This is a genomic window from Paracoccus sp. S1E-3 (assembly GCF_013868135.1).
In the GTDB taxonomy this organism is placed as follows: Bacteria; Pseudomonadota; Alphaproteobacteria; order Rhodobacterales; family Rhodobacteraceae; genus Paracoccus.
In genome coordinates, this window is record NZ_JACEMU010000004.1 from 557,762 (window position 1) to 573,515 (window position 15,754).

At 64.9% G+C, this 15,754-nt stretch carries 15 protein-coding genes; 6 read left to right on the forward strand and 9 right to left on the reverse strand.

Annotated elements, in window-relative coordinates; genetic code table 11:
• Positions 1-44 precede the first annotated feature (44 nt).
• Genes H1S04_RS02780 through ccoN form a run of 3 tightly spaced genes read right to left on the reverse strand, consistent with a single transcriptional unit; the run spans position 45 to position 2,589 of the window.
• On the reverse strand, positions 45-236 hold the full coding sequence (locus H1S04_RS02780; RefSeq protein ID WP_181744019.1) for a cbb3-type cytochrome c oxidase subunit 3: 192 nt from the start codon (positions 234-236) through the stop codon (positions 45-47).
• Positions 237-246: 10 nt separating this feature from the next.
• Positions 247-972, reverse strand: a complete 726-nt coding sequence (ccoO, locus tag H1S04_RS02785) for a cytochrome-c oxidase, cbb3-type subunit II (RefSeq protein WP_181744020.1) — start codon at positions 970-972, stop codon at positions 247-249.
• Positions 973-984: 12 nt separating this feature from the next.
• Positions 985-2,589: a cytochrome-c oxidase, cbb3-type subunit I gene (gene ccoN, locus H1S04_RS02790; RefSeq protein WP_181744021.1), complete on the reverse strand. Its 1,605-nt coding sequence runs from the start codon at positions 2,587-2,589 to the stop codon at positions 985-987.
• A 239-nt stretch (positions 2,590-2,828) separates the two neighbouring features.
• On the opposite strand from ccoN, the gene H1S04_RS02795 reads away from it, so the two are divergent.
• Entirely contained in the window at positions 2,829-3,665 is an 837-nt protein-coding gene (locus H1S04_RS02795; protein ID WP_181744022.1) for a universal stress protein, read from the forward strand.
• 70 nt (positions 3,666-3,735) lie between these two features.
• Here the strand turns inward: H1S04_RS02795 and H1S04_RS02800 are convergent, their stop codons facing one another.
• From H1S04_RS02800 to glyA, 3 genes are read right to left on the reverse strand one after another with little or no spacing between them, the layout of a single operon-like run.
• Positions 3,736-5,100: an aminotransferase gene (locus H1S04_RS02800; RefSeq protein WP_181744023.1), complete on the reverse strand. Its 1,365-nt coding sequence runs from the start codon at positions 5,098-5,100 to the stop codon at positions 3,736-3,738.
• A 30-nt stretch (positions 5,101-5,130) separates the two neighbouring features.
• A complete protein-coding gene (locus tag H1S04_RS02805; protein WP_366521896.1) occupies positions 5,131-6,057 on the reverse strand; it encodes a DUF817 domain-containing protein in 927 nt (308 codons plus the stop codon).
• Positions 6,054-7,343: a serine hydroxymethyltransferase gene (glyA, locus tag H1S04_RS02810; protein WP_181744024.1), complete on the reverse strand. Its 1,290-nt coding sequence runs from the start codon at positions 7,341-7,343 to the stop codon at positions 6,054-6,056. The genes H1S04_RS02805 and glyA overlap by 4 nt, the downstream gene beginning before the upstream one ends.
• 170 nt (positions 7,344-7,513) lie before the next feature.
• On the opposite strand from glyA, the gene H1S04_RS02815 reads away from it, so the two are divergent.
• Positions 7,514-8,269 (forward strand): NAD kinase, encoded by a 756-nt coding sequence (locus H1S04_RS02815; protein WP_181744025.1) that lies wholly within the window; start codon positions 7,514-7,516, stop codon positions 8,267-8,269.
• A gap of 195 nt (positions 8,270-8,464) precedes the next feature.
• Here H1S04_RS02815 and H1S04_RS02820 read toward each other — a convergent pair whose 3' ends face one another.
• On the reverse strand, positions 8,465-10,600 hold the full coding sequence (locus H1S04_RS02820) for a ComEC/Rec2 family competence protein (protein ID WP_181744026.1): 2,136 nt from the start codon (positions 10,598-10,600) through the stop codon (positions 8,465-8,467).
• Between the two features lie 112 nt (positions 10,601-10,712).
• Here H1S04_RS02820 and gltX point away from each other — a divergent pair, with 112 nt between their 5' ends.
• Genes gltX through H1S04_RS02835 form a run of 3 tightly spaced genes read left to right on the forward strand, consistent with a single transcriptional unit; the run spans position 10,713 to position 13,880 of the window.
• Positions 10,713-12,095, forward strand: a complete 1,383-nt coding sequence (gltX, locus tag H1S04_RS02825) for a glutamate--tRNA ligase (RefSeq protein ID WP_181744027.1) — start codon at positions 10,713-10,715, stop codon at positions 12,093-12,095.
• A 56-nt stretch (positions 12,096-12,151) separates the two neighbouring features.
• Complete coding sequence (locus H1S04_RS02830) at positions 12,152-13,444, forward strand: citrate synthase (RefSeq protein ID WP_181744028.1); 1,293 nt, start codon at positions 12,152-12,154, stop codon at positions 13,442-13,444.
• The gene (locus H1S04_RS02835; RefSeq protein ID WP_181744029.1) at positions 13,422-13,880 is read left to right on the forward strand and encodes a DUF1284 domain-containing protein; all 459 of its coding nucleotides are present in this window, start codon (positions 13,422-13,424) and stop codon (positions 13,878-13,880) included. The genes H1S04_RS02830 and H1S04_RS02835 overlap by 23 nt, the downstream gene beginning before the upstream one ends.
• A gap of 48 nt (positions 13,881-13,928) precedes the next feature.
• Here the strand turns inward: H1S04_RS02835 and H1S04_RS02840 are convergent, their stop codons facing one another.
• On the reverse strand, positions 13,929-14,486 hold the full coding sequence (locus tag H1S04_RS02840) for a biotin transporter BioY (protein ID WP_181744030.1): 558 nt from the start codon (positions 14,484-14,486) through the stop codon (positions 13,929-13,931).
• A gap of 112 nt (positions 14,487-14,598) precedes the next feature.
• Here H1S04_RS02840 and H1S04_RS02845 point away from each other — a divergent pair, with 112 nt between their 5' ends.
• Positions 14,599-15,273: an SDR family oxidoreductase gene (locus tag H1S04_RS02845; RefSeq protein WP_181744031.1), complete on the forward strand. Its 675-nt coding sequence runs from the start codon at positions 14,599-14,601 to the stop codon at positions 15,271-15,273.
• Positions 15,274-15,336: 63 nt separating this feature from the next.
• Here H1S04_RS02845 and H1S04_RS02850 read toward each other — a convergent pair whose 3' ends face one another.
• Entirely contained in the window at positions 15,337-15,684 is a 348-nt protein-coding gene (locus H1S04_RS02850; protein ID WP_181744032.1) for an H-type lectin domain-containing protein, read from the reverse strand.
• Positions 15,685-15,754: the final 70 nt, after the last annotated feature.

Genomic DNA, 15,754 nt, shown 5'->3' on the forward strand with positions numbered 1-15,754 from the left:
TTCGGCGGTGCCAGGCGCGGGCTTGTTCTTGTCGTCATCGGCCATCACCGCGACTCCTTCTCGGGATCTTGCGGCGCGGGCCGCGTCTCATTGCGGAAGATGCTGGTGGCGGCGTCGTTCTGCGCCGCGCGCGATCCGGGGCGGAAGGCGAACAGGATCACCCCGAGGAAGATCACGAACAGCGCCAGCAGCGCCCAGCTGTCGGCAAATTCGCGCATCAGGCTGTAGATTTGCATGGGCCCCTCCTCAGCGGTTCGGGTCCGGCTCGAAGGTCGAGAAATCGACCATCGTGCCCAGAACCTGCAGATAGGCGATCAGCGCATCCATTTCCGAAACGCCGGGCTGGCGGTCGAAATTGCGCTGCTGCGCGCCGGGGTAACGTTCTTCCAGCCCCGAGGCGTCGGCGTCAGGATCAGCCTGGGCGCGGAAGTCCTCCAGCGCCGTGGCGATCATGTCATCGCTGTAGGGCACGCCCACCATGCGGTCGGTTTCAAGCCGGTCGACGATATATTCGCCGCTCAGCATCCGCCGTTCGAGGAACCCGTAGGCCGGCATGATCGATTCGGGCACCACCGAACGCGGGTCGCGCAGGTGGTCGAGGTGCCATTCATCCGAATAGCGCGCCCCCACGCGGGCCAGATCGGGCCCGGTCCGCTTCGACCCCCATTGGAACGGATGGTCATACATCGATTCCGCCGCAAGGCTGTAATGACCGTAACGTTCGACCTCGTCGCGCATCGGGCGGATCATCTGGCTGTGGCAGACATAGCAACCCTCGCGGACATAGACGTCGCGGCCGGTCAGTTCCAGGGGCGTATAGGGACGCATCCCCTCGACCTTCTCGATGGTGTTGTCGATGTAAAACAGCGGCGCGATTTCCACGATGCCGCCCACCGTCACCACCAGAAACGAGAAGACCAGCAGCAGCGTCGCGTTCTTTTCGAGGATCTTGTGCTTTTCAAGAATTCGCATCTCTGGCCCCTCTTATTCGGCCGGAATGGCAACGGTGGTGGATTCAGCCTTGGGCTGCTTAGCCACGGTCGCCCACAGGTTATAGGCCATGATGATTCCGCCGGTCAGGTACAGTGCCCCACCCAGGAAACGGACCACGTTCATGGCGTATTTGGCGGCCACGGTGTCGGCGAAGGCGTTGACCAGGAAGCCCTGACTGTCGACCTCGCGCCACATCAGCCCTTCCATGATGCCCGAGACCCACATCGAGGCCGCGTAAAGCACCAGACCGATCGTCGCGAGCCAGAAGTGCCAGTTGACCAGTTGCAGGCTGTAAAGCCGGGTGCGGCCCCACAGACGCGGCACCAGATAGTAAAGCGCGCCGAAGGTGATCATGCCATTCCAGCCAAGCGCGCCGGAATGAACGTGACCGATGGTCCAGTCGGTATAATGGCTGAGCGAGTTCACCGCCTTGATCGACATCATCGGGCCTTCGAAGGTGGCCATGCCGTAAAAGCCCACGGCGACAACCATCATGCGGATGATCGGATCGGTCCTGATCTTGTCCCAGGCGCCGGACAGCGTCATCAGCCCGTTGATCATGCCGCCCCAGCTGGGCATCCACAGGATGATCGAGAACACCATTCCCAGCGTCGACGCCCAGTCAGGCAGCGCGGTATAATGCAGGTGGTGCGGACCTGCCCAGATATACAGGAAGATCAGCGCCCAGAAGTGGATGATCGACAGCTTGTAGCTGTAGACCGGCCGCTCGGCCTGTTTGGGGATGAAGTAATACATCATCCCGAGGAAACCGGCGGTCAGGAAGAAGCCCACCGCGTTATGGCCGTACCACCATTGCGTCATCGCGTCCTGTACGCCGGCGAACAGCTGAACCGATTTCGACCCGAACAGGCTGACCGGGATCGCCAGATTGTTGACGATATGCAGCATGGCGATGGTGACGATGAAGGACAGGTAGAACCAGTTGGCAACGTAGATATGCGGTTCGCGCCGCTTCATGATCGTGCCCAGGAAGACCGCCAGATAGGCAACCCAGACCGCCGTCAGCCACCAGTCCACATACCATTCCGGCTCGGCATATTCCTTGGATTGCGTCGCCCCGAAGATATAGCCCGTGGCGGCCAGCAGGATGAACAGCTGATAGCCCCAGAAGACGAACCAGGCGAGGTTCCCGCCCCAGAGCCGCGCCGCCGAGGTGCGCTGCACGACATAGAACGAGGTGGCGATCAGCGCATTGCCGCCAAAGGCGAAAATCACCGCGGAGGTGTGCAGGGGACGCAACTTGCCGAAATTCGAATAGCCGCCAAGCGCGTCCGAGAAGTTGAGCGCCGGCCACGCCAGTTGCGCGGCGATGGTGACGCCGACCAGAAAGCCCACGACGCCCCAGAACACCGTGGCGATCACGCCCGCGCGCACCACGCCATCGGCATATTCGCCCTGGTTGATGACAGCCGGCGGCTCGTCCGCGCGGCGCAGATAGTAGATGAAGAAGCTGGCGGCAAACAGCATCACGACCGCCATGTTGACCGTGTAGGCCAGATCGCGCCCGTAATTCGCCGCAATCGCGGCGATGACCGCAACCACTCCAAGCAGGATCAGCTTGATGTAATCCGACATTATACCCTGTCCCCTATTCGAAACGGGAAATCCGCCCGAATCGCACCGGTCTGGCGCGGGCAAGGTGATCTCCACAGCTTGTCTTCTAGGCGGGTCAGGATGTGCTATCCTTGATCTGCGTCAAATCACGAACCCCGACGCAAGAATAAGCTTGTCGCGCCAGGGTTGAATGCCACAGCCTTCGGCACGACGGCCACCGCTGCAAAGGCGGAACGAGGACAAGGGCAAAGGACTGCATCATGGGCTACAAGACGATACTCACGGTCATCTCGACGGAGGGCCAGCAGGGCCAGCTCGACGCCGCCATCGACATGGCGCGGCGCGAGGACGCGCATCTGGATGTCTTCTGCCTGGGCATCGACCATTCGCAGACCGGTTACTATTATGCCGGCGCCTCGGCCTATGTGTTCCAGGACAGCATCGACAAGGCCATGGCGGCCGCCGAGACGCTGGAGGCAGCCGCCCGCGCGCGGCTGGAGCGTGAGGATATTCGCTGGTCGGTCGAAAGCGCCGTCGCTCAGATCGGTGGGCTGACCACGCTGATCGGGATGCGGGCGCGGTTTTCGGACCTGGTGGTGCTGAGCCGTCCTTATGGCGATGACGCCCCCCCCGATGGCGAGGCGGTAACCGAGGCTGCGCTGTTCGAAGGGCGTGCCCCGGTGCTGATCTCGCCCAATCGCGGGCTGCCCGCCGATTTCGGCGGGAAGGTCATGATCGCCTGGAACCAGACCGAGGAGGCGATGACCGCAGTTCGCCGCGCCATGCCCCTTCTGGCGGCGGCCGAAAGCGTGGAGATCACCGTTGTCGACCCCTCGCCCCACGGGCCCGAACGCTCGGATCCCGGCGGGGCGCTGTGCCAGATGCTGACCCGCCATGGCGTCAATGCCAGCATCGCCGTGCTGGCCCGGACCATGCCGACCATCAGCGAGATCCTCAGCCACCGCGCGACCGAGATCGGCGCCGACCTGATCGTCATGGGCGCCTATAGCCATTCCCGCTTCCGCGAGGCGATCCTGGGCGGCACCACCCGCAGCATGCTGGGCAAGACCGGCCTGCCGATCCTGATGGCCCGCTGAGGCCCGCACCAAACAAGACGCCCCCGGCCGCGATGCCGGGGGCGTCTTTATTTCTCAGCTTGCCAAGGGATCAGGCGACCTCGGCAAAGACCTTTTTCAGTGCCGTTTCCAGCTTCTCGAACATCTCGTCCATCTGGCCTTCGGTCATGATGAAGGGCGGGCACAGGACGATGGACTGTCCCAGCGGGCGACAGATCAGACCGTTATCGGTGCAGGTGTTGGCGATGCGTTCCGAGACCGACAGCTTGCTGTCGAAGGGGGTCTTGGTCGCCGGGTCGAGACAGGCCTCGAGCGCCCACATATAGCCAATGCCGCGCAACTCGCCGATATTGCTCGACCGGTTCATGATGTCGCGCAAACCGGCCTCCATCCGCGGCGACAGGCGATTGACGTTATCGGCCAGCCCTTCGTTCATCACCACATCGATGGCCTTCAGCGCGATGGCGCTGCCGACCGGGTGGCCCGAGGCGGTGAAGCCATGCGGAAACTCCTCGATCGCCTCGACGGCAGCATCCATGCGGTCCGACAGTTCCGGGCCAAGGATCACCGCGCCCATGGGGAAGAACCCGGCCGTCAGGTTCTTCGACGAGATGATGGCATCGGGCACGAAATCATAGGTCTGGCTGCCCCAGGTATTGCCGGTGCGCCCGAAACCGCAGATCACCTCATCCGCGATCAGCGGGATGCCGTGCTTCTTCAACACCTTCTGAATCGCCTGGAAATACCCTTTCGAGGGCGGAATGACCCCGCCCGCCCCCATGACAGGCTCGGCGAAGAAGCCCGCGATGGTGTCGGCGCCCTCGCGCTGGATGGTATCCTCAAGCTCCTGTGCGAGGCGGGCGGTGAACTGCTCCTCGCTCTCGCCCGGCTGGCCGAAGCGCCAGTAATGCGGACAGGTCAGGTGGATGAAGCCGTCCAGCGGCAGCCCGAAAACCTCGTTATAGGGTTTGCCGGTCATCGAGGCCGATACCGCCGTCACCCCGTGATAGGCATTCCAGCGGGTCAGGATCTTGCGCTTCTGCGGCTGGCCTTCCGAACGCCCCAGGAACCACAGCATTTTTACCATGGTATCATTGGCTTCCGATCCTGAGTTCGTGTAAAAAACCTTGCCGCGTTCGAAGGGCGACACCTCGACCAGCTTTTCCGACAGCATCACCGTCTGGTCGGACATGCGCCCGAAAAACGCGTGATAGCCGGGAAAGCGTTCATATTGCGCCTTGGCGGCGGCGATCAGACCCGGATGGTCGAAGCCCGCGACCATGTTCCACAGCCCCGAATTCGCGTCGAGATAGCGCTTGCCATGGGTGTCGACGACATAAGGTCCCTCGCCGTGGGTCAGCACGACCGTGCCGCGTTCATGGACGCTCGGCAGGTCGGTGAACCCATACATGGAATATTCTTCGGCGCGCTGTTCCCAGCTTTGCGGTTGGACCATGGTCTTCTCCTATTGCGATCTGGCAGCAGGCTATCCTTGCCGGTGCGGCTCGGCAATGGGGCTGGCGGGGACCTCATCGGGACGCCGGGCGCCGATGATGGCGCGCGGAGCGGCAATGCTGACGGTGACGAAACTGACGAACAGCAGCAGATACCACGACCCGACCTTGGAGAGGCTGACCAGCTGCGCCTCGGTCTGGCCAGCGTAAAGCCAGGTGCCGGTACGGGTGCCGACATTCTCGGCGATCCACAGGAACAGGCTGGACAGACAGGCCGCCAGCACCAGCGGCATCCGATACCAGCCGCGCGGGCGAAACCAGATCCAGGTGCGGCCGTAAACCAGCACGGTGGCGGCGAACAGGAACCAGCGGATGTCGGGCAGGAAGTGGTGCGCGAAGAAATTCACATAGATCGCCACCGCCAGCAGCACCGTCACCCAGAAAGGCGGATAGGGCAGGAAACGCGTGTCGAAATTGCGGATCGCACGCGCCATGAACGACCCGACCGAGGCATACATGAACCCCGAGAACAGCGGCACGCCGGCGATGCGGAAAAGCGCGGCTTCGGGATAGGACCAGGACCCCGCATGGGTTTTGAACAGCTCCATTGCGGTGCCGGTCAGGTGGAACAGCAGGATGACGCGCGCCTCGGCCCAGCTTTCCAGACGGAAGATCAGGAACAGCGCCTGAAGCGCAACGGCAAAGATGAACAGCGCGTCATAGCGCGCGACCGGCCAATCCGGCTGCCAGACGGCCTTGCTGGCGATGATCGCGATCAGAAGCAATCCGCCGAACAGGGCCGACCAGCCCATTTTCAGCGTGAACATCGCCAGATCGACCACCGTGCCGGGCAGTCGCGCCCGCGCCCAGTCTCCCAGCCTGTGTTCCAGCCTGCGGGTCGCATTGCCCCGCAGGTCAGGCGTCAGATCGGCCTTGCGGCCGGAATCGTCAGGGATCACATCCCCTCATAAAGCGGGAAGCGCGCGCAGAGCGCCTGCACCTCGGCCGCGACGCGCGCCTCGGTTTCGGCATTGCCGGCCTCGCCATTCGCGGCCAGCCCGTCGACGACCTCGACGATCCAGCGGGCGATCTGGCGGAACTCCTCCTCCTTGAAGCCGCGCGTGGTGCCTGCGGGCGTACCCAGACGCACCCCCGAGGTCACGAAGGGCTTTTCGGGGTCGAAGGGCACACCGTTCTTGTTGCAGGTGATATGGGCGCGGCCCAGGGCAGCCTCCGTCGCTTTGCCGGTCACGCCCTTCGGGCGCAGGTCGGCCAGCATCAGGTGATTGTCGGTGCCACCCGACACGATGTCGATGCCGCCCTTCATCAGTTCATCCGCCATGGCGCGGGCGTTGGTGACCACCTGCGCGGCGTAATCCTTGAAGGACGGATCCAGCGCCTCCTTGAAGGACACCGCCTTCGCCGCGATGACATGCATCAGTGGACCGCCCTGCAGACCGGGAAAGACGGCCGAGTTGATCTTCTTGGCGATATCGGCGTCATTGGTCAGCACCATGCCACCGCGCGGACCGCGCAGCGATTTATGCGTGGTGGTGGTGACCACATGCGCATGCGGCAGCGGCGAGGGGTGCTGGCCGCCCGCGACCAGACCGGCGATATGGGCCATGTCGACCATCAGATAGGCGCCGACCTCATCCGCAATCTTGCGGAAGGCTTCCCAATCCCACACGCGGCTATAGGCCGTGCCACCCGCGACGATCAGTTTCGGCTTATGTTCCAGCGCCTTGGCACGAATGTCTTCCATGTCCAGCAACTGGTCCTGCGCCCGCACGCCATAGCTGACCACGTTGAACCACTTGCCCGACATATTGACGGGCGAACCATGGGTAAGGTGGCCGCCCGAATTCAGATCCAGCCCCATGAAGGTGTCGCCCGGCTGCAGCAGCGCCAGAAACACCGCCTGGTTCATCTGGCTGCCGCTGTTGGGCTGGACGTTGGCGAATTCGCAGCCAAACAGCTCCTTCGCGCGATCGATGGCAAGATTTTCAACGATGTCGACATATTGGCAGCCGCCGTAATAGCGTTTGCCCGGATAGCCTTCGGCGTATTTGTTGGTCAGAACGCTGCCCTGCGCCTGCAGAACCGCGCGGCTGACGATGTTTTCGGACGCGATCAGTTCGATCTCGTCGCGCTGGCGGCCCAGTTCCTGGCCGATCGCACGGGCGATCGCGGGGTCGCGATCGGACAGGGCCTGGGTAAAGAATTCGTGGGTCTGGTCGGTCATCGGCTGTCTCCGGGATCGGTGCAGGGTTGGCGTTTCCTTAGCCGAGCTCGGCGGCGGCATAAACAGCTAATCCGCGTAATCCGCGCAGGCGACGCAATCGCGCATGGCGAAGGGGCTTGCCTTCGGCGCGGTCAGACGGAAATCTGGACGCGTTCAGACGGGAATGCCAGATGTCGCCGAAAATGATGTTCGTGGCCAGCGAAACTCCGGTCGCGCAGGACTCGCTGCAGCGGCTGATGGCGCGTTACGGTCAGACGGATCTGGACGAAGCCGATGTGATCGTGGCGCTTGGCGGCGACGGGCTGATGCTGACCACGCTGCACCGCAACACCGGACTTCCTGTCTACGGGATGAACCGGGGCACCATCGGCTTCCTGATGAACGATTATGTCGAGGACGACCTGCCCGAACGCATCGCCGGGGCCGAGCTGACACTGACCAACCCGCTGGCGATGATCGCGGGCGCGCCCGACGGCTCGGAACATCGGGCGCTGGCGATCAACGAGGTCAGCCTGCTGCGGGCCGGGCCGCAGGCGGCCAAGCTGCGCATCTCGGTCAACGGCCGGGTGCGGATGGAGGAGCTGGTCTGCGATGGCGCGCTTCTGTGCACGCCCGCAGGGTCCACGGCCTATAACTATTCGGCCCATGGCCCGATCCTGCCTATGGGTTCGGATGTGCTTGCGCTGACTGCCATCGCCGCCTTCCGGCCACGCCGCTGGCATGGCGCAATCCTGCCGAAATCGGCCACAGTGCGCTTCGATGTGCTCGAACCGGAAAAACGCCCGGTGATGGCCGATGCCGATTCGCGCGGAGTCGATTCCGTGCATTGGGTCGAGATCCGTTCCGAGCCCGCGATCGAGCACCGCATCCTGTTCGATGCCGGACACGGGCTGGAGGAACGCCTGACCCGCGAACAATTCGTCTGATCGGCTGCCGCACCCAGGCGAGCCGGTGGTTTCGCAGCCCGTCGCCCGTCGTTTCCGGCGCCCCCGATCTGATTTCCGACCTGACAACAATGCATCCCGTTCCCGGTGTCCCCTGCCTGACCAGGCCACGCCTGTAGCGGAAGGGGGGCGCTGCCGCCCAAGGTCCACGTTCTGCGGGGCCCGCAGCCGCACACATCAATAAGACCAGGGCCGGTCGCCCGTCAGATCGCGTGTGCTGGTCAGGCCCAGCACCGGGCCGTCCCGATGCATGGCGATCGCCCCGCTTCGCCGCAGCCGATCCGCGTCGAGCAGCAGGCAGCCATCCGCCCGCATGTCGACCGGCTGGTCGGTCACGATGATCCGCCCCGCCGAACAGGCCCCTTGCGCGGCCTCGGCCGCGCCCTTGCCGGTCAGATGCAGCAGCGTGACATCGCCAAGATCGAAAAGCCGCTGCTTGATCGGACCCTGCCAGCCCGGCCGGGAGGCGGCCTCGGGCTGGGTGGCGACATCGCCGTCCTTTTCCAGCCATTCGCCGACCGTGAAGCTGCCGCCTTTCGGCTTTGACAAGGATCTGCCGTCCGCCGTCATCACCCCCGCCACATCCCCCTGGGCCGAGATCAGCACCAGAGGCCGCCCGGTCCCCAGCCACAGCGCAAAGCCCATGGCCAGCAGTCCCACGCCACAGCTGCTGCGCAGGTTGCGCCAGGCCGGACGGCCGGGACGCCAGCACAGAATCGCGATCACCGCGCCGGCGCCCAGCAGCGGCAGCACCCGCGGATCGGGCTGCGTGACATAGGTGACGGCCCCGTTCAGCCCCGCAATCCAGCCGCCCACGGCCAGCATCCAGCGGGTGCCGAGACCCATCAGCCACAGCGCCGGTCCGTCCAGCCCGATCGGCGCCAGCAGCGCCGCAACCGGACCCATCGGCATGATGAGCACGCCGGTCACCGGCACCACCAGCAGATTGGCGAGCACCCCGTAATGCGCCATGCGGCTGAAATGCGCCGCCGCGATGGGCGAGGTCGCCAGCCCCGCCGCGACCGAGGAAATCACCAGCATGGCCAGCGGCCGCAGATACCACGGCAGATGCTTTCCCAGCCGCAGCCAGGGCGGATAGATCACGATCAGCGCGACCGTCGCGGCGAAGCTCATCTGGAAGCCGGGCGTCAGCAGCGCCTCGGGCGCGAGCGCGAGGATCAGCGCCGCCGCCAGCGCTACGGTCCGCAACGAAAGCGCCCGGCGATCGGCCAGAATCGCGCCCAGCATGACCGCAACCATCAGGAACGCACGCTCGGTCGCGACACCGCCGCCTGACAGCCACAGATAGGCTGCCGCTGCGGCGATGGCGCCGATGGCGGCCAGCTTATGCGCCGGCAAGCCGGAAGCGCGCCCGGTGAGCGCCTGCCCCGCGACCACCAGCATCCGCAGCGCCGCATAGACGAAGCCGGCCAGCATGCCCATGTGCAGCCCGGAGATCGAGATGATATGAAACAGGTTCGAATCGCGCATCATCCTGTTGGTCGCCTCGGATATGCCGCTGCGATCGCCGGTCATCAGCGCCGAAGCCACCGCCCCCGCCTGCCCGTCGATGCGGTCCTGCATGGCCGCGGAAAGCTGCATGCGCAGCCGGTGCAGGCGCAGCGCGCCCCCTGCCGCGGGTGGCGCCGCGATCATGACCGGATCGCGTGTATAACCAATGGCGCCAAGACTTTCGAACCATGCCGCGCGGCGAAAATCGAAGCCGCCCGGTTCGGCCGGCCCGGAGGGCGGCCCCAGATGTCCGGTCAGCATCACGCGCGTGCCGGGCGGCGGCGTCGCGGTCACGCCTTCGGGCAAGGACAGCCGCACCTTTCGTGGCAGCCGCGCCGGTGCCATCCTGTCAAGCCGCACCTGATCCAGCGTCAGCCGGATGCGGTCGCGGGCCGAGCGGTCGATCTCGATCACCCGCCCCTCGATCGGGCCGTAATAACGAAACCCCAGCACCGGCGCCTCGACCCGCCATGCGCGCAGGCTGGTCAGTCCGAATCCAAGGGCCAGCAGGATCAGGGCAAGTCCCGTCAGGCGCAGCGCATCGCCCATGCGACGGTCAAGCCGCAGTCGCCACAAGGCGAGCCCGCAGATGCCCGCGAAGGCCGCCACGCCATTGGCCAGAAGACCGGGCTGTGCAGGCAGCGAGAACCACAGTCCGATCCCGGCCGCCATCCAGACCGGCACCCAGGGCATCAGGCCCGCGCGTTCGGCGACCCCTTCGGTGGCAGGCCGTGCAGCGAGGGCGCGCCGCCGCGCCGCCCGCTCAGCCCCCCGCACATCAATGGCCGCACCCGACGCCATTCTTGTTTCTTCCCGGCCCCTTCGTTATCCCTGCGCGCAACGCTAGAACCAAACCCGTTGAGAAAGGGTTAACGGCGTCCAGCCGCCCGTCCTCGACCGAAAGGCCCCCGTCATGTCCGACGCCGTCGTCACCCGTTTCGCCCCCTCGCCCACCGGTTATCTGCATATCGGCGGCGCCCGCACGGCGCTGTTCAACTGGCTTTACGCCCGTGGCCGGGGGGGCAAGTTCCTGCTGCGGATCGAAGACACTGACCGCGCGCGTTCCACCCCCGAGGCGACCGAGGCGATTCTGGAAGGTCTCGAATGGTTGGGCCTCGATTGGGACGGCGCACCGATCAGCCAGTTCGAACGCGCCGGCCGCCATGCCGAGGTCGCGCGCGAGATGTTGGCCAATGGCCATGCCTATCGCAGCTATGAAACGACCGAGGAAATCGCCGCCTGGCGCGAGGCGCATCCGAACCAGCCGTTCCAGTCGCCGTGGCGCGACCGCACCCACCAGCCCGACGCGCCCTATGTGATCCGGCTGCGCGCCCCGCGCGAAGGCCAGACGGTGATCGCGGATGCGGTGCAGGGCGATGTGACCTTCCAGAACGACCAGCTGGACGACATGGTGCTGCTGCGCAGCGACGGCACGCCCACTTATATGCATGCGGTGGTGGTCGACGATCACGACATGGGCGTTACCCATGTGATCCGGGGCGATGACCACCTGACCAATGCCGCGCGGCAGGCGCAGATCTATGACGCGATGGGTTGGAAGCGCCCGGTTTTCGCCCATATCCCGCTGATCCACGGCACCGATGGCAAGAAGCTGTCGAAGCGCCATGGCGCGGTCGGCCTGCACGAATATGCGGCCCTCGGCTATCCGGCGGCGGCGATGCGCAACTATCTGGCGCGCCTCGGCTGGGCGCATGGCGATGATGAGCTGTTCACCGACCTGCAGGCGCGGGAATGGTTCGACCTGCCCGGCATCGGCCGTGCGCCCGCCCGGCTGGATTTCAAGAAGCTGGAGCATGTCTCGGGCTGGCACATCGCCCGGATGGACGATGCAACCCTGCTGGCCGAACTGGCGGCTTTCCTGGACGCGACCGGCCAGCCGGTCCTGACCGAAACGCAGATCGCCCGGCTGACCCCGATCCTTTCGGTGTTGAAGGAAAAGGCCAAGACCCTGCCCGCGCTGCTGGAACAGGGCCATTTCGCGCTGATCGGGCGGCCCGTCGCAATGGATGAGAAAGCGGCCAATGCACTGGATACGGTATCCCGTGGTATGCTGAAAGAATTGACTGCCGCGCTGCAGCATGCTACGTGGTCGCGCGACGAGCTGGAGCAGGCTGCGAAGACCGTCGCAGAGGCACATGGGCTTGGCCTCGGCAAGATTGCGGCGCCGCTGCGGGCTGCCCTGGCCGGGAAAACCTCTACCCCCAGCGTGTTCGACATGATGCTGGCGCTCGGCCGTGACGAGGCCCTTGCGCGGCTGGAAGATCAGGCGGGCTGACCCCCGCGCCCAACGTCCGGTGCCTCGCCGCGCCGGCACCAGTGAAGGAAACCGGAATGGCTGACAAAAAACCCGCTATCCTGTCCGTCGACGGCAAGGAAATCGAACTTCCCGTGCTGACGCCGACGGCCGGGCCAGACTGCGTCGACATCCGCAAGCTGTATGGTCAGGGCGACGTGTTCACCTATGATCCCGGCTTCACCTCGACCGCGGCCTGCGATTCGGCCATCACCTATATCGACGGCGACAAGGGCGAGCTGTGGTATCGCGGCTACCCGATCGAACAGCTGGCGCAGGATTCGCACTATCTGGAAGTCTGCTACCTGCTGCTCTACGGTGAACTGCCGAACAAGGATCAGCTTGCCGATTTCGAAACCCGCGTGACCCGTCATACGATGGTGCACGAGCAGATGAACAATTTCTTCCGTGGTTTCCGCCGTGACGCCCACCCGATGGCGACGATGGTCGGCGTGGTCGGCGCGATGTCGGCCTTCTATCACGATTCGACCGATATCAACGATCCCTGGCAGCGCGAGGTGGCCGCGATCCGGCTGATCGCCAAGGTGCCGACGATTGCCGCCATGGCCTATAAATATTCAATCGGCCAGCCTTTCGTCTATCCGCGCAACGATCTGGATTACGCGTCGAACTTCCTGCATATGTGCTTCGCCGTCCCGGCCGAGGAATACAAGGTCAATCCGGCCATCGCGCGCGCCATGGATCGCATCTTCACGCTCCACGCCGATCACGAGCAGAATGCCTCGACCTCGACCGTGCGTCTGGCTGGTTCGTCGGGTGCGAACCCCTTCGCCTGCATCGCCGCTGGCATTGCCTGCCTGTGGGGCCCCGCGCATGGGGGTGCCAACCAGGCGGCGCTGGAAATGCTGAAGGAAATCGGGACCGTCGACCGGATCCCGGAATATATCGCCCGCGCCAAGGACAAGAACGATTCGTTCAAGCTGATGGGCTTCGGGCACCGGGTCTACAAGAACTTCGATCCGCGCGCCAAGGTCATGAAGCAATCCGCCGACGAGGTGCTGGAGCTTCTGGGCATCCACAACAACCCCACCCTGCAGGTCGCCAAGGAGCTGGAGCGGATCGCGCTCGAGGATGAATATTTCATCGAGAAGAAGCTCTATCCGAATGTCGACTTCTATTCCGGGATCATCCTGTCGGCGATCGGCTTCCCGACCTCGATGTTCACCCCGATCTTTGCGCTGTCGCGCACCGTCGGCTGGATCTCGCAGTGGAAAGAGATGCTGTCGGACCCGCAAAGCAAGATCGGCCGTCCGCGCCAGCTTTATGTCGGCGAGACCAAGCGCGATTATGTCCCGGTCTCGGATCGCTGATCCACAGGACCAGAACTGGACGGCCCCGGAATCCGGTGCCGTTTTGCTGCGCCCGCATCATGTCCTGTGCGCCATCGGCTGGACCGGGCGCGGCTATTCGCCCGCCTTCAGCGCCAATATGGATGCGGTGGTGGTGGGCCGGTTGCGCGCCGATCCCGACACGCCGGTCGCGTTCACCGAAAATGCCGACAGCCTCTGCGCCCCCTGCCCGCATCGGCGTGGGCATGGCTGCGCCTCGGCCGAGAAGATCGCCGATCTGGACCGCAATCACGCAGCGGCGCTTGGCATCGAACCCGGCGCGAGGATGAGCTGGGCCGAGGCGCGGGCCCGTGCGATGCGCCTTCGTCCTGATGATCTGGACCGGATCTGCGCCCGTTGTCAGTGGCTGGAATATGGCATGTGCAAGGACGCGCTGCGCCGTCTTCGGCAAAAATGAAAACGCCGCCCCGAAGGGCGGCGTTTCGCGTTCCGGTCGCGGTTCGGATCAGCGCTGAGCCAGCACCGACCAGCCGCCCTTGATCGCCATTGCGGCCACCACGGCCTTGACCAGGGCGCCCAGCAGGAAGGGCACCATGCCGGCCATCGCCGCCGCTTGCCAGCCCATGCCGGTGACGATCCTCAGCACCAGCACCCCCGGCACGAACAGCAGCAGCGCCGGGATCAGGGCGGCGAGGAACAGGCGCGCGAAGGCGCGGCCATCGCTGTTCTCGATCAGCCGGCCGGTCAGCCATGCCATGCCGACAAAGCCCCACAGGAAACCGGCGGTCGGCCCCATCAGCGGCGCGATCCCGGCCGAGAAATTGGCGAAAACCGGCAGGCCCATCGCGCCCTCGGCCAGATAGGCCAGCATCGTCGCCGCGCCAAGGCGCGCGCCATAGGCCAGCCCGATCATCGACACCACCAGCGTCTGCAGCGTCATCGGCACCGGGAACATCGGCACCGACACCTGCGCCGACGCGGCCAGCAGCGCCGACCCCGCCAGCACCAGCATCGTATTCATCAGGATCGAGCGGTTCGGAAACGCCGCTTGGGTGAGAGTCATATTACTGCCCTTCCAGGAATTTTCTGTCCGCGCGATCTTGCCGCATCGGGCCGAAAAGTCAATCTGTGTGCCGTATCTTGCAGTCTTTCCAGCCCTGTGCGACAGCACCGCCATGGATCAGGAAGTTGAAAAATCCGGCGAGAAGATCGCCCTCGTCACCGGCGCCTCGCGGGGCCTGGGCGCGGCCATGGCCGAGGCGCTTGGCGCACGCGGCTATCACGTCATCGCGGTCGCCCGCACCACCGGCGCGCTCGAGGAACTGGACGACCGTATCCGCGCCGCCGGGGGCGCGCCCGCAACGCTGGCGCCGATGGATGTGATCGAAGCGCCAGCGATGATGCAGCTTGCCAGCGCCATTGCCGGCCGCTGGGGCGGAATCGATGTCTGGGTCCATACTGCGATCCATGCCGCGCCGCTGACCCCGGCCGGCCATGTTGATGGCAAGGATTGGGCGAAATCGCTGAACGTCAACGCCACCGCCACCCAGAACCTGATCGGTCTGTTGGAGCCGCTTTTGCGCGCCCGGAACGGGGTGGCGATCATTCCCGACGATCCGCGCGGCGGGCAGAAATTCTTCGGCGCCTACGGGGCCAGCAAGGCCGCGCAAATGGCGCTGGTGGACAGCTGGCGGGCAGAATCGGACCGGCTGGGCCCCCGCGTGCTGACCCCGCGACCCGCCCCCATGCCAACCGCCATCCGCGGCCGTTTCTTCCCCGGCGAGGATCGCGCGGCCCTGTCCTCCTGCGCGGGCGAGGCCGAAGAAATCCTGAATGCGGCCGGCCTGTAAGTTCGCCGAATAGCGCGTTGATTACGCGCAGGATCGTGGCCGGCGGCGCAGGCGGATGGGCGCCTAGTCCTCCCAGTCTTCGTCATAGGCGGCGGGGCCAATGGCCAGCCAGTCCGCGCGCACCCGCGCCACCCGCGTATCGCCCCAGGTGCGAAAGACAATGGTAAACCCGCTCGCGGCGATATTGTCGGCGGCGATGTCGACGCGCTGATTGCTGCCCATGTCGATATCCCACATCGACAGGCCGACATGCACAGTCGGCGCGCTTTCATACTGCCCCTGAAAACGGACCGGATGGCGAAGCTCGCGCGCACCTGCGCCGGTCCACATTTCGCTGCCATCCTCGAAGGCAGAAAACAGGATCTCCGAGCCTTGCTCAACGCCGACCGCAAAATGACTGAACCGTCTCACTCGTCCCTCCGAACGTTCGCAGCCTAGCCGTTCGGGTCAAAAAGAAAAGCCCCGAACATCGGGGCTTTTC